We start from the raw sequence: 18543 nt of genomic DNA, 5'->3' as shown, positions 1-18543 counted from the left end.
CCTAAACTCCGCACACCCTAGTGTATAACTAGGGTAAATCTCATCACAAATCCATTAAATATTACACTTTTACCCCTGTTTTTTAAGAAATTCTCTTTACTTATTCTTATTACGGGTGTAACACAGTCTATAATATATTTAATGGACTATTCATATGGCAGACTCAACAGACATCAAGTGGAATTTCTCAAGTTATACAGATAAAAAAGGCAGAACCTACATTATTTCTTACTACAATAAATGGGATTCGATAAAAAAACAGTCCCGTGTTGCCCAACGTGTTCATGTAGGCAGACTTAATTCCGATACAGGAGAGGTTTCACTGGGAAAAACCTATCTTGAACTGCATCCGGAATACACTGGTTGTTCTGTCTTTTATGAAGACAACCGACTTGTTATCAGGTCAGCTGAAGAAGCTTTGTCCATCAGACAGGAGGCAGATATTGATTTATCCTGGAGATGTGACTGCATCTCATTCGGTCTGACCTATTCCCTGTGGGAAATGGCAAAACGGCATGGAATAATAAGTTCATTAAAGTCCGTGTTTGGAGAAGACGGTCTTGATCTTCTGAGGCTTGGTATTTATGAACTGTGTTCTCACTCCATGGCCATGCATAACTATGAAGACTGGCTTTCAATGTATTATCTTCCTGACGCCCAACCTTTATCAGGTCAGAAAATCAGCAGGCTTCTGGCCACGGTTACTCAGGAAAAAATTGATGATTATTTTACATTACGCCATTCAAGGCTTACCGAACTTCATCAGCAGAAAAAGGAATATGCCAATAAGAAAGGGCTGTATGTGCCGCCCATGATGATGGCCATGGATTCAACCAGTATCAGCACCTACTCAAAAACGATCGATGATGCGGCATTCGGTCATGCCAAGCAGGATGACTTTCTCAAACAGGTTAATCTGACTTTATGTGTAGATTATGCGTCCGGCGATGTCTGTTACGCATATGAATCAGAAGGCTCAGTTAACGACATGACCATATTCCCGGATATTCTTATGCGGATGAGGAACATGGGGATGGATCTGTCCGATATTTTAGTAGTTACCGACCGCGGGTATTCTTCTGTCATGAACGTTCAGAAACAGATTAACGTTCAAATAAAATTTCTAACAGGCGTAAAGCTTACCGAGGATTCCGTAAAAGCAAAGATCGACCGATATAAGGAAAGCCTGAACAACCCCGTTTTCATGAAAGGAGTCCTGGGAGTTTATGCCAGAACCGGTGAGGTTGAAAAATGGAGTTCTACCTGCGAAGGCTATACCATAGACCACGATGTCTATCTCCATCTTTATCACTCAGGAACCTTGGGTGAACAGGAAAATGTTAACTTCATGCGTGATGTGCAGAGACTTTTAGACATCCAAAACAATAAATTAAAAACGGATCGGAATTTATGGCAGAGATATTCAAAATACATAGAACAGGACAAGAAAACAAAGACCTGGTATCTGAAAGCCGATGCTGTGGAAAAGGCCTGTCGTTACAATGGATATTTTGCTTTAAGAACCAATGAAATATCAGATCCGTTTGATGCTCTCGTCGTATACAGAGAAAGGAATATTGTAGAAGTTGCTTTTAAACAGTTTAAGGTTTTGAACGGAGGTGAACGCCTCTACGCAACAGGTTCAACATATAAGGGAAAAATATTCATTCACCTTCTGGCTCAGACATTGAGGATGATGATGTGCGTCACCGCTGCAGGACATAAAGCCGAGGGAAAAGTACTCCCTGGAGAATCATTGGAAAAGGCAATGATACAGCTTAAAAAGCTTCAGGCTACCAAAGCCCCGGGAATAGGTTCTTACATAACAAAAGAGATCCCTAAAAAAACCAGAGATCTCTTCGACTTATTTGGCATACCTTACCCTAAGAAGCACATCAAAAATTAGAAACTATGATCTGCGGAGTTAGGGTTTTAATAATCCATTGGGAAGTCTATTAAAAAATAAAAAGGCTTGTTTCCTCTTACTTTCAGGAAACAAGCCCTATATTATATTGCGATTATTATCGATTATACACGCTTCTTGAATTCGTTAGTGCGGGTATCAATTTCGATCTTGTCACCAGTCTTAACGAAGTCTGCTACGCTGATTTCATAGCCAGTACCAGCAAGACGAGCTGGCTTGGTTACTTTACCAGAGGTATCACCACGTACAGAAGGTTCAGTGTATTCAACTTCTCTTACGATGGTGATTGGTAATTCAAGACTGATTGCCTTGCCATTGTAGAAAGTAACGGTACATTCGTCATCCATGCCGTCAACGATGTAGTTAACAGCGTCACCTAAGTATTCCTTTTCGATTTCATACTGATTGTATTCTTCGTCCATGAATACATACATTGGATCACTGTAGTAAGAATAAGTACAAGTCTTGTGTTCGAGGATAACGTCTTCAAGCTTTTCGTCTGCCTTGAATACTGTTTCAGTACCGCCTTCACTGAGAAGGTTCTTTAATTTCATTTTAACAACAGCTGCGTTACGGCCAGACTTGTTGAACTCAGTCTTAAGAACAACCATTGGATTGTTGTTTACAATGATTACATTGCCGGCGCGAATTTCCTGTGCGGTTTTCATGTATTTGTCTACCTTATAGATAAAAAGTTAAAATTGTTTACTTTCAGTCAAATCATAGTAGAACTTTAAAAGATTTGTGCTGAGGTTATCGTTTGCATATAAATAATCAGACCACTTCACAGCAGCCTGGCAAATTTTATCGTATTCTATCATAAAATCATTAAAATTTGCACAAAGTATATCTGGACTAGACATTTTATCGTTGAAACTTGTAATGGAATTCTTAATTATCATTCCTGTTTCTTCTGAAGTGAACTGGCAGAACTTATCTAGCATGGCGTTTAGTTTATCCATATGAGCGTTTTCTTCCTGTTCATAGATATGCCAGATAAAAGGTATTCCGCAGAGTATTGCTTGACATATTGAATCTTCTCCTCTAACCAGATTCATGTCTGTACTGCTAAGAATTTCGTCAAATATACTTTGTTCAACCATCGGATATTCATGAAAAATTGCTTCTTTGTGATATTTTTTCAACTCTTTTAATATGCCGCTTTTCTTAAGATATTCCGTGCTTCTGCTTTCAGGGAGAAAAAAGACAGCATTAGGATGTTTTTTCAGAACAGATTGAAGCAAAGGTTTTAAATTAGGTGTTTCATAGCAGAATGAGAACATCCAAAATCTATCTGAGAGATTTTCAGGGAGATTGGTATATTTGCAAACTTTTTTTCTCAATACTTGATGATTTTGTTTTAGGCTGTTTTTATTAAAATTGATGCCACCTGTTTTATTTGTAAATCCTGGGAAGAAAAAGAATTTTTTCAGCCCTTTATTTTGAAGAGAAGTTACTTTGTGACAGCTTTCGACCCAATCTTCTGCAGACAAATATTCAAGATTAATCCACACTGTTTTTTCGGTAAAATTATCAATGTAAGATTGAGGAATATTACAGGCAAAAGCTTCGATAACCATGTCACCCGGAACATAGTTTTCAATTTTATCCTGCCACTTGTATATTTTTACTTTTTGATTTTTAAAAATACAGATTTGAAAATTTTTAGATGGATCTACAGCGTGAAAAATTTTTTGGAATGCTTCAAGATTATCCACAAAAATGGTTACAGCATTGCCTGAATAAAGAAGTTCCTTGCTCAGTCTCCAGCAGACACCAATGTCTCCGTAGTTGTCTACTACACGACAGAAAATATCTATATCCATAATATGCACCAAGTATCGATTGTAATGTGAGTAGGGAGTAATTGTATCGCAAAATTTCCAAATATTTGGATTTTTGAAGTGTTTTAGTGTTTTATTTTTGTACTATGTTTTGGTGTTTATTGGTATACTAGCGCTCATTGTAAGTTAGTGGTATTTTAATTCGTGAGGATACTGTGTCAGAAGCTAAAAAGGTTATTTGTGAGCAATGTGATTTAGTGCTTGAAATACCTGAATGCCAAGGTGTTAAAGTAGGCGTTTGCCCAAGATGCGGAAGTGTTGTCCATCACTATCATCCTTCACCAGTAATATATTCACTTTGTTTTGCCATTAGTGCTTTGGCAATGATTATTTCTACAGATTTTCTGCCGTTTCTTACAATTAATTTCTCTGGATTATCTAATTCAATGATGCTTCTTGATTATGTAAGCATCTTATTTGATAAAGATTTAGGATTGGTAAGTCTGCTTATAATGATGTTTATGCACTTTTTTCCAATAGTTGCATTATTCATCATAATTATATGTGACTGTTGTTATTTGAAACATAAAAAAAGTCAGTTTATTGCCTTACTACTTAAATTTTATGTCTTCTGCAAAGATTGGAGCATGGTTGACGTCTTTGTTGTAGGTGTACTGGTCAGTTTAATCAAATTAGTAAATCTTGTTGACGTTGTTTACGAATTCGGATTCTGGTCATACATATTGTTTGCGTTGCTTTTTATTCTTTCAGTGAGCCGTTTTCATGTCCATGTCATGTGGGAATATTTTTTCCCTCAATCTCCGATAGAAAGGAACATTGTCAGTGGTGTTACTGCTTATAATCAGGGCTTTACCAACTGTCATGTATGTGACGAAATAGTTGATATTAAAAAGAGCTCTGTTTGTCCAAGATGTGGAGCGGACGTTGTAAAGATTCATGAAAGAAGCATTCAGAAATGTCTAGCATTTCTTATTGCAGCTGTGGCTATTTATATTCCGGCAAATCTATATCCAATGATGATTACGTTTTATATGGGATCTGGAGAGGAATCCACGATTCTTGAAGGCGTTATTGTGCTTTGGGAATTGAAATCATATTTTGTATCAATGGTGATATTCATTGCCAGTGTCTGTATTCCTATTCTTAAGATACTGGTTCTTTTTTACCTTTGCTATGTATATCTATCATTTAAAAGAGCAAAGAAGAAAAAATTATTGGGGATTCTTTTCAGAGTCGTTGAATTTATCGGAAAATGGTCCATGGTAGATGTTTTTGTTGTTGCTATAATGGTCTCAATTGTAAGAATGGGAAACATTATGATCATAGATCCTGGTTCCGCTTTAGTATCGTTCGGTGCCGTGGTTATTCTTACTATTCTAGCTGCAAAACAGTTCAATCCTAAACTTCTATGGATAAACCTTAACAGAAATCAAAATAATGGAGAGCGAGATGAGTAAATCCATTTTAGTGAGAAAAGAAAAATTTTATTCATTTATTTGGATTATACCTATTGTTGCTGTTTGTATAGCAATTTCTCTTGTCTATACTTCTCACTTCAACAAAGGTCCTAAAATTACTTTAATTCTTAATTCTGCTGACGGGATTGAAGCTGGAAAAACTGCTATAAAAACAAAGAGTGTTGAAATTGGTAAAATAGTTTCAATCAACCTCACAGATGATCTGAAGTATGTTAAAGCCATTGCTCAAATGAATAATAACGTAGATCATCTCCTTAATAACGAAAGTAAGTTTTGGATAGAAAAGCCACGCGTTGATAAGAAGGGAGTAAGCGGATTAAGCACTATTTTATCAGGTTATTACATAGAAATGCTTCCAAGTAAAGTTGGCAAAAAAGAGAGTCAGTTTGTTGTTTTAGATGAGCCACCAGCTGATTTAGATTCTTCAAATGGACTTCATCTTTCTCTTATTTCCACTTCGAATAAAAAAATAACAGCAGGGGATGTTATCAGGTACAAAGGAATGGAAGCAGGTTCTGTGATAACAGCCGATTACGATTTCCAATCAAATTATCTTGTATATAACGTTGTGATAAAGCCTCCATTTGACAAGATTGTTACAAATAATTCACGATTCTGGATTTCTAGTGGTATTTCCGCAACAATGGGGGCTGAAGGTTTTCATATAAACACAGACTCTCTGGAAAGTATTATCAGTGGAGGTATAAGTTTTGATACTCCAGACATAGATGGGTATTCATCTGTGCACGCTGGAACAGGTCATAAATTTAATCTGTATGATAGTTTTGATGATATTTCCAACAAATATGAAGAAAGCAAAACCATTGATTTTGTAATTCTTTTAAATAAACCTCCAAAAGGCTTGGTATACGGCTCACCTGTATATTACAGTGGGGTTCAAGTGGGGATAGTAAAAGAAGTTCCTTATTTCAAGCAGGGATTTGAACTTTTCTATGATGAATTGGGAAAATCTGCAATAAAAATCAGTATTCAGATGGAGCGTTTTGAACATAACCACAACAGAACAGTGGAAGAGTTGCGCACTGATATAATAAATCTTATAAAGAAAAAGAATCTTACAGCTTCTGTAGAAACATTGAATCTGCTTACTCAAAGAAATATGATCAGTCTTTATGAAGAGACAGGAACAGGTCCGGGGGTTAACTATTTTGACGGATACGTAGTTATTCCTTCTAAGGAAATAGATTTTAGCGGACTTCAGCATGATGTTGCTACTTTTGCTCATAATTTGAGTAAACTTAGAATTAACGAGCTTGTTGATAATGTTAATTCTCTTATCAAGAGTTCAACTCAAACTGCGGATAATTTAGCTGCTATAAGTAATAATATCAATACGATTGTAGATAAATTGCAAAAGGATGATATTTCAGGAGAGCTTTTAGAAACTTTGAACAAGTTACAGAGTACTTTGGATTCATATGGTTCTGATTCGGCTCTGTACGGCGAATTGCAGAAAAGTTTAAAGAATTTAAATGATACCATTTCTTCGTTGAAACCTGTAATGAGAAAGGTCGATGAAAAATCAAATTCTTTAGTGTTCTCTTATGAGAAAAATGATCCGCAACCAAAATCTGGTAAGAAATAGGAGATACTGAAAATGGTAAAATGCAATGCTCTTATGGCATCTTTGATTGTTATGGTGTCTTTGACGGCAGGGTGCTCAGGAACCAGAGATGTAAAATACTACAGCCTTGATTCATCTGATTATTTTTCAAAAGTCGGTGAGTCTACTGATAAGATTTTATTTGTTAAGAGTGTTAATGTTCCTGAATATCTAGATACAAAATCTTTTATTTTCAGGGTTAACCAGCATGAAGTTATTTATACAAATGATAACAAATGGGTTGAAGATCTAAGTGTTATTTTGGATAACTCTTTGTTAAAAAATCTCAGAAACAGTACAGATGCATGGTTTGTCACAAATGATGTTACAGGAAACAGCACTGCTGAATTATCTGTTAAAATAAATAATTTTGAGATAAACAGTTCCAGTACAGCTGTTGTGGATTTTGACTATAAGTTTGTATTAAAAGGCCAAAATATGAAAATGGGAACCATTCATCAGGAAAAAACTTTAGATGATGATGGTTATGATTCTATGGTTGCTGCTCTAAACAATGCCTGGCAAACGGGAATTAGCGAGATGGTTCTGCAGACATTAAAATAACAGAAAGATGAATAAACTAAAAGGCCGTTATCAATTTTAGTGATAACGGCTTTTTATATTAAAGAGGATATTGATTTATTTTCCTACACAGAATGTGCTAAATATTTTTCCTAAAAGATCGTCAGCTGTAAATCTTCCTAATATATCATTAAGGTTATTTTGCGCGTTTCTAAGCTCTTCAGCACATAACTCAAACGCAGACATACAATTTATAAGCTCCTGACCTTTCTGAAGATGTGAGAGGGCTTTTTCAAGGGATTCCAGATGTCTTCTTCTGGCTGAAAATAATCCTTCAGTTGAATTAGTATAACCGGCACATTCTTTTAAGTGCTTACGTAATTCTTCCATGCCTTTAAGGTTTTTGGAACAGAATGGAATCTGAGGATAGGTGTTCATTTCGTCTGGCAAAGAGTAATTATCTGTTAAATCTATTTTGTTGCAGATAATACTGAAATCAACGTTATTGCCGATTCTTTCCTGAATATCCGTAAAGAGTTTTACTTGTTCGTAATCATCTGTTCTTGATACATCATATACAAATAGTATTCTGTCTGCTGCTTCAATTTCATTCCAAGCTCTGTTTATACCGATTTGTTCTACAATATCTGACGTATGAGTTCTTAGACCAGCGGTATCAACAATGTGTAAAGGAAGACCATCTATATCGATATTTTCATGAATTGCGTCTCGAGTTGTTCCTTCAATATTTGTCACGATGGCAAGGTCTTTGCCACACAAAGCGTTGAGTAGGGAGGATTTTCCCGCATTTGGTCGGCCTGCAATTACTATTTTTATTCCTTCCTGCAGGATAACGCCTTGTTTTGCTTCATTTAGAAGAGAATTCATTTCCTGAATTATATTTTCGATTTCACTCTCAACCTGACCATCATTGATGAAATCTATGCTTTCATCAGGAAAGTCTATGGTGGCCTCCACGTATGTACGAAGCTTTATTAGTTTGTCATTTACGGTATTGATTTTTTGAGAAAAAACACCTTGAAGAGACCTTGAAGCACTTAAAGCAGCTTTTTCACTGCTTGCGTTGATTAAATCGATAATTGCTTCAGCCTGTGTAAGGTCTATTTTTCCATTAAGAAATGCTCTTTGAGTAAATTCTCCAGGACCAGCCTGTCTGACATCCGTAATCTGTAATATTTCTTTTAAAAGCATATCCATGATGACAGGACCGCCATGGCATTGAAATTCAACTACATCATCCCCGGTAAAGCTATGAGGGCCTTTAAAAAAGATGGTAATTCCTTCATCTAAAATTTCGTTAGTGGATGTTTTAAATTTTAATAGGGTAGCTTTATGGTCTGATGGGACAATTCCTGTAATTTTTTTGCATACATCAATTGATTTAGGACCGGCAACGCGTATAACACCGATTCCGCCTTTCCCTAGAGATGTGGCTATGGCTGCAATTGTATCTTTATCCATTTGTGTAATCCTATAAAAACCCCGTCATTAATTTGGATGATTAATAACGGGGTTTATACTGCTTTTTCAAAAAATTATTGGAGAGAAAATGACTGATATTACTTGTTTTTTGCTCTCATGCTCAGACCTTTCTTTTCCAAATGTCTGTAAATGACGGTCTGTTGGATAATGGTAATTATGTTTGACGTTACCCAGTATAATGTTAAGCCAGCTGGGAAAGTACAGAACATAAATGTAAATACAACAGTCATTACGGTCATTACTGTTTTCTGAGTTGGATCAGTTGAAGAACTCATTGACATTCTTTGAGTTAAGAACATAGTCAACCCCATAAGTAATGGTAACACGTAATAAGGGTCAAGAACAGATAAGTCCTTTATCCAGAAAATAAAAGGTGAATGTCTTAATTCAGTTGATTCCATTAAAGTCCAATACAATGCTATAAAAATAGGCATTTGGATTAACATTGGTAAACATCCGCCTAAAGGATTGACCTTTTCAGTCTGGTACAGACGCATGGTTTCCTGACTGAGTCTCTGTTTGTCATTCTTATATTTTTCTTTAAGCTGGTTTAACTTTGGAGCCAACTGCTTCATCTTTGCCATACTTTCATACTGTTTTTTGGTAAGAGTAAACATAAGACCTCTTACCAAAAGGGTAAGAATAATAATGGCAAATCCCCAGTTGTGTACAAAACCATGAATGAATTTCAAACACTTGAACAGTATAGAAGAAATGAATGATAACCAACCATAGTCAATTGTAAGATCAAGGTTGTTACTTGTGTCTTTCATTTCTTCCTGTATCTTAGGTCCTATCCAGAGATTATTGGATAATTTAATTTTAGCGTCCGGTGAAGCCTTAATATTTACCGGTGCTGAACTAATCCCGATAATAGCGGTGGCTCCATTATCAGCTGATTGGGTAAATACTGTATTCTGATGTCCGGCTAAACCAATCCATGATGATACAAAGTAGTGCTGAATCATACTTACCCAACCGCCTTCAGCCGTGGAAACAGTGTCATAATTCTTTTTAACTATGTCATCAAAGGAAATTTTTGAATATTTGTTTTCACTGTTTGAGAAAGCACTGCCTCTGTATGCTGAAGCCATGAATACACCAGAACTGTTGTCAGGGACTGCCACACTCTGAATTAATTTTGATTCCATTGCTATAGACATGTCTTTGTTGATATTGCTAATGGCGTAATCAACGTTAACGACATGTTTACATTGGGTAAATGTAAATGTTTTGGTGTAGACGGTTCCGTTTTTATCTGTATAAGTAAGAGGGACAGATAACTTTGCTAATTTCTGGTTATCTTCGTTAGACAGGTTTTGACAGTCAATGTCAGATACAGCATTCATTACATACGAATTTTTTTCAGATGAGAAATTTGGATGTAGAAGGTATCTTGACTGATTGAGGTCTTCAATGACTACGTCACTAGTTGCATAGTATTTGTAGTCTGGAGTGTACTTAAACAGATGAAAGTTTTCGTCAGAATCGATATTCTGTTTCTGATCCTTTAAATCAGCAGTAACTATATCACCGCCATTTAAGTTTATCTGGATTGAGTGAAGATCTGTTTCAATCTGAATTTTTTCCCCGAAAGCAGGCGTGTTTTGAGACGAAGATTCGGCACCAGAAACAACTTCAAGTTGTGGCTGATTGGCTTTTTTAGCGGCTTCATCTTTATCTGCAAAATAGGTATATACTGCTATCACAGATACGATCGAGAAAAACATTAAAGCTGAACTACGTTGAGTGTGCATATATTTACTTTTTCTGTTGTTTGTGTGTCTTAAATATTTCCTTTGGTACGGGATCAAATCCCCCTTTACATAAAGGATTACACCTTAGTATTCGGTATGCACCTAGAATACAACCAAGGAAAAAACCATGTATTATAATTGCCTGTTTGGTATATTCAGAACAGCTTGGATAAAATCTGCATTGATTACCGATAATATGACTAAGTGTTTTCTGGTAAAGATTAATCAGAGAACAACCTATTTTTTGGAGCGGATTGAGATTGTTTTCCATAGCTTTTTGAGTAGTTTGCAGAATTCCTGATTGTCAATCTTTAAAAAATCAGCTTTGATAATACAGACATAATCAAGATTTTCTAATTCCGGGTAAGATGTTCTGAAACTTTCTCTTATTAGTCTTTTTGCCCTGTTACGCCAAACAGCTCTTTTCAAAGCCTTTTTAGGAACAATCATGCCCAATCTTGGAAAATTTAGGTCGGAATTTTTTGCAAGAACAGTTATATAAGGCGATCCTGCTCTTATAGGATCTTTGAATACATTATTGAAATTTTCGGGAGTTAGTAACCTAAACTCCCGAGGAAAATTCTCTTTAGTCATTAACAGTAGTTAAACGAGCACGACCCTTTGCACGACGACGAGAAAGTACCTTACGACCATCAGCGGTCTTCATACGGTTACGGAAACCGTGGGTACGCTTACGCTTCAAAACTGAAGGCTGAAATGTACGTTTCATAATAAACTCCCATAAATTAATGGTTAATTAACCTAAACAAAATAATTATTTGTGGTGCGATTATATAGAGTTAGCATTTAGTAGTCAAGCTAGAAAGTTTAAGAAAATCACATTTTTGCATCAACTTAAACGATTGTTAATTACGTTATAGCTACCTCGATTTGTGTATAAGTAGTTTCGTGTTGTGTATATATATGGATGGATAACCATTAATTCTGAATAAATAATATGTATTTATACAAACTTGATAAAATTCAATTATTCAATAACATATGATCACAAATAGAAATAAATGCAAAGAAGAAAATGATTAGTATGTTTTTGGGAAAATTGTGCGTAAGTTACTTGTTATTCAGGTATAAATTTAGCGTTCAAACTGTGGATAAGTTACTTGTGTTGTTGTATAATCCCATACTGCTTTTTTAAGTAACTTTAGCTGAAATTGCACATTATTAAAGAGGTTGTATCTTGGCTAGTCTTGAACTTTGGGAAAATGTAAAAAGATACTTGTTTTCCCTGCCTTTGAACAGGTCACTGGCAAAATTAAAAATTTTTCTGAGAACTGCAAACGTAGTTATTCAAGATAATACTTTTTCAATTCTTGTACCAAATAGAATGATAAAGGGATTATTAGTAAATGAATTTATGGATTCTATCGTGGAAGCTGTACGTTATGTTTCCAACAAGAATTACAATGTTGCCATTGAAGTTCAGTCTGAATTTAGCGTTAATAAGAGTGTTAATTTAAATTCTCCTGTGCGCGTGGGAGGCAATATTGTTAATAACATGTCTCGTCAAGTTCCTGAACCTCAGGTAGAGAACAGAGCTCATTCATATCAGGATAATCAGTTCAACAACTCTGGAATGAGACAGAGTCAAAATGTTGGTGGAACGTACGCCAATAACAGAATTCTGGAAAGTGAAGTTTATCAGAATAATTATCAGCAAATAAAACCAAGGGGAAACTATTCTGATTTGCAAGAATTGAATGCCTCAGAGATACTTCCTCATAATGTAATTGAACAGAACGCAAATTGTGCTCCTGAAAATAATGTAAATGATATATATCCATTGGAAAACAACAGTCTGTATGAAAATAGTTCTGTCGATTTTGATCAGACCGAGTCATACTCCATGGATGATTTCAAGAATAATATATTCTATAAATCTGTAAACATTCAAAAGGACAAGAATTTTGATAACTTTGTTGAAGGTCCAACAAATCAGAATTTATGCACAAATGGTAAACTTGTTGCTAAAGATCCAGGTAATTCGCAACGTAATCCTTTCTTCATATGGGGGGATTCAGGTTTAGGAAAGACTCATATTCTTAATGCTATAGCCAATGAAGTTGCCAGTAGACATCCTGAAAAGAAGATAATTTTAGTAACATTAGACAGGTTTTATCAGGATTTTCTGCGCGCTGTGAATGATTATAAAAGAGGTGGAATAAATTCAGCTACCTACAACAACTACAAGTCTTTTTACAGAAGTGCAGATGTTTTTTTCATAGATGATATTCAGCAGTTAGAAAATACTGTAGGACTTACCAAGGATTTTATTACATTGTTTGATGAAATCGTATGTTCTAATGTTCAGCTTATATTTGCAGCAAGTCAGCATCCTGCTAATTTCAGAAAACTGGATAGTCGCATCAGAAACAGAATTTCATCTGGTGTAGTTATAAAAGTTGAACCTCCTGATAAAGATACAAGAGAGAGAATCATTGTTGAAAAGATTAAAGAAATGAATCTCTCATTTGATAATCAGAGTATTGTTTTCCTTGCGAATAAATTCCAAACAAATATACGAGTTCTTGAAGGTCATATAAAAACTATAGGAGCTTATGTAACTGGTACTGCCGGAAAAATACAGACGGTTACTGTTGATGTTGTAAAGGAAGCATTGAAAGATTCATTAAATGCCCACGCAAAGCTTCAGACTGTAGATAATATTAAACAGGTTGTAGCTGAATATTATGGAATTACTGTTAAAGATATTGATTCTTCAGCAAGACCAAAATCAATTGCTTACGCTAGAATGATGGCTATGGCATTGGCCAGAGAATTAACAAAGGCAAGTTACCCTAGTTTAGGAAAACAATTTGGCAATAAAGATCATTCAACTGTTATTAACGCATGGAATAAAGTTAATAAAATGATTGCAGAGAACGACCCTCAGTACAGAGAAGACTGGGAGAATCTGAAATTACAGTTAACAGAGTAAAAAATTAACAAAAGGAAGAAGTAATAATGTTTAAGTGTAGCATTGGAAGAGAAGATTTATTAAAGCCTTTAGGACATATTTCTGGTGTGGCCGGAAATACTGCTAATAATCCTATTACTTCTAACGTTTTGCTTGAAATTTTGCCGAACGACGGAACCGTTATTAAAGATGCAAAATATAAGTTACGCATGGTTTGTACAGATACAGAAATCCAAATGTCTACTGAAGTAGGTTTATTCTGTGATGATATAAAGGAAGGGAAAACTACAGTAAATGTAAAAATTCTTCTCGAAATACTGAAGAAATTGCCTGACGGAGCTTATGTTAATTTTGTTGATGACGGTACTGATGACAAATTACTTCTATCCTCAGGCAAGTTCAAGTCAAATATGGTTACCATAGACGCAGAATACTTTCCAGCAATAGAGTGTCTTGATCCTTTATATGAATTAAAGATTGAATTAAACGAACTGTTGAATGTTATGAAGACAACAAAGTTCTCCATGGCTGCAGAGAGTTATCGTGTATTTTTGAAAGGAATGAGATTTGCTGTAGTAGGCTCAGACAATATGGGGCTTGATATAATTACTGCTGATGGTCATAGAATGAGTTTACAGAAGGGGAGATTGGTTGAACCTTGTAATATACCTGTTACTGTCGATGACAATGGTTTTATTTTCCCTAAGAAAGGTGTCGATCAGTTAATTTCCATGATGTCTACTATGAAGGAATCTGTTGAAGATGATACAGTAGTGACGCTCAAGATTAACAAGAATAGCCTCCAGACTACAGTAAATGGAATCTCATTATTAAGCATTCTGATAGATGCTAAATATCCAGATATTACTTCTATTTTACCTAACAACTGTAATCGTGTTCTTGTTGTTGACAGAAAACTATTCCAAGACACAGTTATGCGTGTTTCTATTATGAGTAATTCACTAAATAAAGCTGTTGAAATGGTTATTAATAATGGCCTCTTTACTATAAAAGCAAAGAATTCAAACCATGAAGAAGCTAAGGATGATATTGATTACGTGAGTTATACCGGTGATAACTTTGAAATTGCATTTAACTCTGAATATTTAAATAATATCTGCAGTGTAATATCAACTTCAAAGATGAAGATTTCATTATCAAAATCTTCCAATAATCTTCTTATTGAACCTATGGCTGATGAGAATGAAGAACAAAGTTATGCCAAGTATATTGTAAGTAGAATTATTGTTTAATATCCTTTTTTAATATATGTTTTTAAAGATGTTGGTTGTTTGTATTTTTGAGCAGCTGACATCTTTTGTTTTTATATATTCAAATTTAAAATCAAAATGATATGTTTATACGTAAAGTAAAATTAACAAACTTCAGAAATTTTATATCAACCTCGATAATGGTGGGGAAGGGGGTTAATTTTTTTTACGGCGAAAATGGTTCCGGTAAAACATCCATCCTGGAAGCAATTAATTATATTTCACAGGCAAGGTCTTTTAGGGCTAATAAAAATTCCACAATCATAAATCATGAGGCTAAGGAGTTTGTTTTATTTTCTGAGTTATTTAAAGAATCAAAAGATTTTGTTTCTCGTTTGGGAATAGTAAGGAATTATTTAGGAGATATAAAAGTTAATTTTAATGGTGTCCCATTAAATAGAGTGGCTGATTTGGCCAATAACGTCTGTATACAAGCAATTGTTCCAAACGGATTATCGTTGCTTGAAGCAGGGCCTGCTATTAGGCGTAGTTTCATAGATTGGGGATGCTTTTATCATTTTAATGATTTTTCGGAAATAAGTTCTGACTTTAGAAAAATTATTAGACAGCGAAACATTCTATTAGCCAATAAATCTTCTAAAGATTACCTTGAATATTGGAACAATTGCTTTGCTGAGATATCTCAAAGAGTGACTGAAAAAAGAGTTGAATATTTAACTATATTTAATAATTATGCAAATGATATTACAAGTAGGTTTTTACCAAATATAAAAATCTCATTGGAATTAGTTCCGGGACATAAGTTAGGAATTTCTGATTTTTTATCTCAACTATCATCTCATTCAGGTCGTGAATATGCAATGGGTTATTCGTTATTCGGACCTCAAAAAGCAGATTTGTGTATTAAAGTAAACAACAAACCTTCACTCGATATTCTATCAAGAGGGCAGCAAAAGCTATTAGTTATTGCATTAAAGTTTGCTCAGGGAATAGTTTATCAGAATCTAATGAATACCAATTGTGTTTATATAATCGATGATATAGCCTCTGAACTCGATACGAATAGTCTGTATAAAGTTTATGAGCTTGTAGATGAGCTTTCAGATAATAACCAATTTTTTATTACTAGTTTAGATAAAGATCATCAGAAGTTTACATCAAAATTTCATAATGAAATAAAAATGTTTCACGTGGAACATAATGATATTCATGAAAGTGATTTGGTGTGAAAAATTCAACTTTTTTGCAGTAATTATTAAATTAGGGATAGTCAATAAAATACTTTATTTAATGTTTTTTAATTTAATGATTTTACGTTTAAAACAGATGTTGTGATGCAATAATCTCCTTTTTTATTTGCTTTCTTGATAGTTTATTCTTATTTTAGATTAGGCTGTATTTACCTAATTTTCCTGATATCTGTGTTATATCTTAGCTGTGATTATTATTTTGAAAAAATAGATACACTAATTGCAGCAGATATGGGATTACGGATAGTTAAGGATCTATTTACTCATAAGAACATTACTATTCATTTTATGATAAATAGGTATAGTTGAAATTTCTATAATGGAATGATTTTTAATCCGGTTATACCCTTAGCTAGAATTAATGTTTCATGTGAAACAATTGTTGAAGCATAATTAGGTAACATATAAGTCTGCAGATAGGGGAGGGGAGTATATTAGTGTAATGTGAGAAATTGAAATAGTTAGAATTAAAAATAATTTGATGATCTGTTTTTGAGTGTTGCTTTGTAAAATTGTACTAAAACACTTTTCATAATAAAAGCGTGAATTTAGCATATAAATATTAAAATTTGGCAGAGAATTATTATTAAAGAGGATTATCTATGGGGACATCCGGAATGGTATCAAATCAGCTTTTAGCAGTGAAGAAGACAACCGCATTGATACTTGCTGGCGGTAGGGGATCTCGTTTGCGAGAGTTAACCGATATTAGGGCAAAGCCTGCTGTTCATTTTGGAGGTAAGTTTCGTATTATTGATTTTGCGTTATCTAACTGTTTGAATTCTGGTATAAGAAAGATGGGGATAATGACTCAATATAAATCTAATTCTCTTCTTAGTCATATTCAAGATGGCTGGTCCTTTCTTAATAATAACCATATGGGCGAGTTTGTTAGGGTTTTACCTGCACAGCAAAGAATTGATGAAGTTCATTGGTATCAGGGAACTGCTGATGCCGTGTATCAGAACATAGATATTCTACAATCTTATAATAATGAATATGTGCTGATTTTGTCTGGTGACCATGTATATAAGATGGACTATTCTCTTATGCTCATGGATCATATTAAGAGTATTTGTCCTTGTTCAATTGCCTGCATTGAAGTTCCACGAAACGAGGCTACTGCATTTGGATGCATGCAGGTTGATGATAATAATATGATAGTTGATTTTATAGAAAAACCAAAAGATCCTCCATCAATACCAGGCAATTCAGACAAATCACTTATCTCAATGGGAATATATATGTTTGAAGCGTCTTTCCTATATAATCTATTGGAAGAAGATCATAATGATCCGAATTCATCTCATGATTTTGGTAAGGATATTATTCCTAAAATTGTAAAACAAGGAATCGTTCATGCTCATAATTATTCCTTAAGCTGTGTTAGAAATCAGTCTAAGGAACAGATTTGCTATTGGCGTGATGTCGGAACCGTAGATAGTTTTTGGAGTGCAAATCTTGATTTAACAGATGAATCTCCGGATTTGGATATATATGATGAAAATTGGCCAATATGGACAAAAGCCTCCCAATTACCACCAGTAAAATTTATTAAAGATTCCTTGGGCAATAGATCTATAAATGTAAATTCAGTAATATCCGTTGGATGTGTAGTATATGGTTCTGAAATATTAAACTCCGTGCTTTTCGATTCTGTTACCATTGAACAGGAAAATCTTCTTGAGCAGGTAGTAATATTTCCATCGGTAATTATTCATAAAGGGTGTCGTATACGAAAAGCTATAATTGAACGTGGATGTGAAATACCTGAAGGCATGCGAATTGGCCATGACTTAGAAGAGGACAGAAAGTTCTTTTACGTATCTCCTAAAGGTGTGGTTTTAGTAGATATGAATATGCTTAAGAAATATAAAGAACATTTTTCTACATCAAAAATTTAATAAATAAAAAACAGGCATTATGTTTCACGTGAAACAATAGGTGTCGTTAACTGAAGTTTATAAAAATTCAAAAGGTCTGAAATTGTCATTTCAGACCTTTGTTAATATTTCATTATTAATGACATGGTATTATCTAACTTCTAAAAAGGAATGATATTTTATTTTTAGAAGTTGTTACACTTTTATCTCATAATTTTAAATTTATTCGTATAAAGTCCTTGCTGCAATGTCTGTCATATAGTTTATGAAATTCACTCTATGCATTTTTATTTTTCTTACTTCATACAACAAAAAAGTAGTTAGGTATCTAGGACTGTTAAACGATCGCAAAAGTTGACCACCTAAACGAATTAAAGTTGACCACCTGCAAACAAGAAAAAACAGACAACGGAGTGGTCATGAAAAAAGCCAAAAATCGTAAAATGCCGGAATATCTCGTAAGGAAAAAACTGTATTACAAGATGTTTGATTCAATCTTTCAAAATCAGATCAATGAACTTTCTAAACAAGGACAGTCAATCAGGGGAATAGCCAGAAAATTAGGAATTTCAAGGCAATCTGTTCGCAAATACATGAACGGAACCCCAAAGTACAAGGCTCCGGTACAGG

16 protein-coding genes are annotated in these 18543 nt (G+C 34.4%); 9 read left to right on the top strand and 7 right to left on the bottom strand.

The annotated features are described in order from the left end of the window. Positions 1–154: 154 nt before the first annotated feature. A complete protein-coding gene (locus tag BMY80_RS09895) occupies positions 155–1906 on the top strand; it encodes an IS1634 family transposase (protein WP_093142360.1) in 1752 nt (583 codons plus the stop codon). Between the two features lie 122 nt (positions 1907–2028). Here the strand turns inward: BMY80_RS09895 and efp are convergent, their stop codons facing one another. Both efp and earP read right to left on the bottom strand, forming a co-directional pair. After that, positions 2029–2592, bottom strand: a complete 564-nt coding sequence (gene efp / locus BMY80_RS09890; protein ID WP_031579879.1) for an elongation factor P — start codon at positions 2590–2592, stop codon at positions 2029–2031. A 27-nt stretch (positions 2593–2619) separates the two neighbouring features. Continuing rightward, on the bottom strand, positions 2620–3750 hold the full coding sequence (gene earP, locus BMY80_RS09885; RefSeq protein ID WP_093143265.1) for an elongation factor P maturation arginine rhamnosyltransferase EarP: 1131 nt from the start codon (positions 3748–3750) through the stop codon (positions 2620–2622). Positions 3751–3923: 173 nt separating this feature from the next. Between earP and BMY80_RS09880 the strand changes: the two genes are divergently transcribed. The 3 genes from BMY80_RS09880 to BMY80_RS09870 are packed head-to-tail and all read left to right on the top strand — an operon-like array spanning position 3924 to position 7395. Next, entirely contained in the window at positions 3924–5186 is a 1263-nt protein-coding gene (locus BMY80_RS09880; protein ID WP_177178565.1) for a PqiA/YebS family transporter subunit, read from the top strand. Beyond that, positions 5179–6813 (top strand): PqiB family protein, encoded by a 1635-nt coding sequence (locus tag BMY80_RS09875; protein ID WP_093143260.1) that lies wholly within the window; start codon positions 5179–5181, stop codon positions 6811–6813. Before BMY80_RS09880 ends, BMY80_RS09875 begins: the two co-directional genes overlap by 8 nt. A gap of 12 nt (positions 6814–6825) precedes the next feature. Then, positions 6826–7395, top strand: coding sequence for a PqiC family protein (locus tag BMY80_RS09870; protein WP_031579875.1), 570 nt, complete (start codon positions 6826–6828; stop codon positions 7393–7395). A gap of 75 nt (positions 7396–7470) precedes the next feature. On the opposite strand, the gene mnmE is transcribed toward BMY80_RS09870, so the two are convergent. From mnmE to rpmH, 5 genes are all read right to left on the bottom strand, one after another. Next, positions 7471–8835: a tRNA uridine-5-carboxymethylaminomethyl(34) synthesis GTPase MnmE gene (gene mnmE / locus BMY80_RS09865; protein ID WP_093143258.1), complete on the bottom strand. Its 1365-nt coding sequence runs from the start codon at positions 8833–8835 to the stop codon at positions 7471–7473. Between the two features lie 98 nt (positions 8836–8933). Continuing rightward, a complete protein-coding gene (gene yidC / locus BMY80_RS09860) occupies positions 8934–10613 on the bottom strand; it encodes a membrane protein insertase YidC (protein WP_093143255.1) in 1680 nt (559 codons plus the stop codon). A gap of 4 nt (positions 10614–10617) precedes the next feature. Then, positions 10618–10884 (bottom strand): membrane protein insertion efficiency factor YidD, encoded by a 267-nt coding sequence (gene yidD / locus BMY80_RS09855; protein WP_084155493.1) that lies wholly within the window; start codon positions 10882–10884, stop codon positions 10618–10620. Beyond that, the gene (gene rnpA, locus BMY80_RS09850) at positions 10851–11207 is read right to left on the bottom strand and encodes a ribonuclease P protein component (protein WP_031579872.1); all 357 of its coding nucleotides are present in this window, start codon (positions 11205–11207) and stop codon (positions 10851–10853) included. The genes yidD and rnpA overlap by 34 nt, the downstream gene beginning before the upstream one ends. Further along, a complete protein-coding gene (gene rpmH / locus BMY80_RS09845; protein ID WP_031579871.1) occupies positions 11200–11343 on the bottom strand; it encodes a 50S ribosomal protein L34 in 144 nt (47 codons plus the stop codon). The genes rnpA and rpmH overlap by 8 nt, the downstream gene beginning before the upstream one ends. 468 nt (positions 11344–11811) lie before the next feature. Here rpmH and dnaA point away from each other — a divergent pair, with 468 nt between their 5' ends. The 5 genes from dnaA to BMY80_RS09820 all read left to right on the top strand — a co-directional run. After that, a complete protein-coding gene (dnaA, locus tag BMY80_RS09840) occupies positions 11812–13569 on the top strand; it encodes a chromosomal replication initiator protein DnaA (RefSeq protein ID WP_093143253.1) in 1758 nt (585 codons plus the stop codon). Between the two features lie 26 nt (positions 13570–13595). After that, positions 13596–14801, top strand: coding sequence for a DNA polymerase III subunit beta (dnaN, locus tag BMY80_RS09835; protein ID WP_031578697.1), 1206 nt, complete (start codon positions 13596–13598; stop codon positions 14799–14801). 101 nt (positions 14802–14902) lie between these two features. Next, complete coding sequence (recF, locus tag BMY80_RS09830; RefSeq protein ID WP_084155390.1) at positions 14903–16009, top strand: DNA replication/repair protein RecF; 1107 nt, start codon at positions 14903–14905, stop codon at positions 16007–16009. A gap of 623 nt (positions 16010–16632) precedes the next feature. Continuing rightward, on the top strand, positions 16633–17934 hold the full coding sequence (glgC, locus tag BMY80_RS09825; protein WP_218140353.1) for a glucose-1-phosphate adenylyltransferase: 1302 nt from the start codon (positions 16633–16635) through the stop codon (positions 17932–17934). A 398-nt stretch (positions 17935–18332) separates the two neighbouring features. Beyond that, on the top strand, positions 18333–18543 hold a 211-nt coding region (locus tag BMY80_RS09820), incomplete at its 3' end, for a helix-turn-helix domain-containing protein (RefSeq protein ID WP_143066509.1).

The organism is Ruminobacter amylophilus, assembly GCF_900115655.1.
GTDB classification, from domain to species: domain Bacteria; phylum Pseudomonadota; class Gammaproteobacteria; order Enterobacterales; family Succinivibrionaceae; genus Ruminobacter; species Ruminobacter amylophilus.
Note: the sequence above shows the minus strand (reverse complement) of the source record. Positions and strands in the feature narration are given on the sequence as shown.

Bases quoted from the DNA above. Each gene is read 5' to 3' on its own strand.
- BMY80_RS09895 (WP_093142360.1), top strand. From the start codon at position 155: ATGGCAGACTCAACAGACATCAAGTGGAATTTCTCAAGTTATACAGAT.
- efp (WP_031579879.1), bottom strand. From the start codon at position 2,592: ATGAAAACCGCACAGGAAATTCGCGCCGGCAATGTAATCATTGTAAAC.
- earP (WP_093143265.1), bottom strand. From the start codon at position 3,750: ATGGATATAGATATTTTCTGTCGTGTAGTAGACAACTACGGAGACATT.
- BMY80_RS09875 (WP_093143260.1), top strand. From the start codon at position 5,179: ATGAGTAAATCCATTTTAGTGAGAAAAGAAAAATTTTATTCATTTATT.
- BMY80_RS09870 (WP_031579875.1), top strand. From the start codon at position 6,826: ATGGTAAAATGCAATGCTCTTATGGCATCTTTGATTGTTATGGTGTCT.
- mnmE (WP_093143258.1), bottom strand. From the start codon at position 8,835: ATGGATAAAGATACAATTGCAGCCATAGCCACATCTCTAGGGAAAGGC.
- yidC (WP_093143255.1), bottom strand. From the start codon at position 10,613: ATGCACACTCAACGTAGTTCAGCTTTAATGTTTTTCTCGATCGTATCT.
- yidD (WP_084155493.1), bottom strand. From the start codon at position 10,884: ATGGAAAACAATCTCAATCCGCTCCAAAAAATAGGTTGTTCTCTGATT.
- rnpA (WP_031579872.1), bottom strand. From the start codon at position 11,207: ATGACTAAAGAGAATTTTCCTCGGGAGTTTAGGTTACTAACTCCCGAA.
- rpmH (WP_031579871.1), bottom strand. From the start codon at position 11,343: ATGAAACGTACATTTCAGCCTTCAGTTTTGAAGCGTAAGCGTACCCAC.
- dnaN (WP_031578697.1), top strand. From the start codon at position 13,596: ATGTTTAAGTGTAGCATTGGAAGAGAAGATTTATTAAAGCCTTTAGGA.
- recF (WP_084155390.1), top strand. From the start codon at position 14,903: ATGTTTATACGTAAAGTAAAATTAACAAACTTCAGAAATTTTATATCA.
- glgC (WP_218140353.1), top strand. From the start codon at position 16,633: ATGGGGACATCCGGAATGGTATCAAATCAGCTTTTAGCAGTGAAGAAG.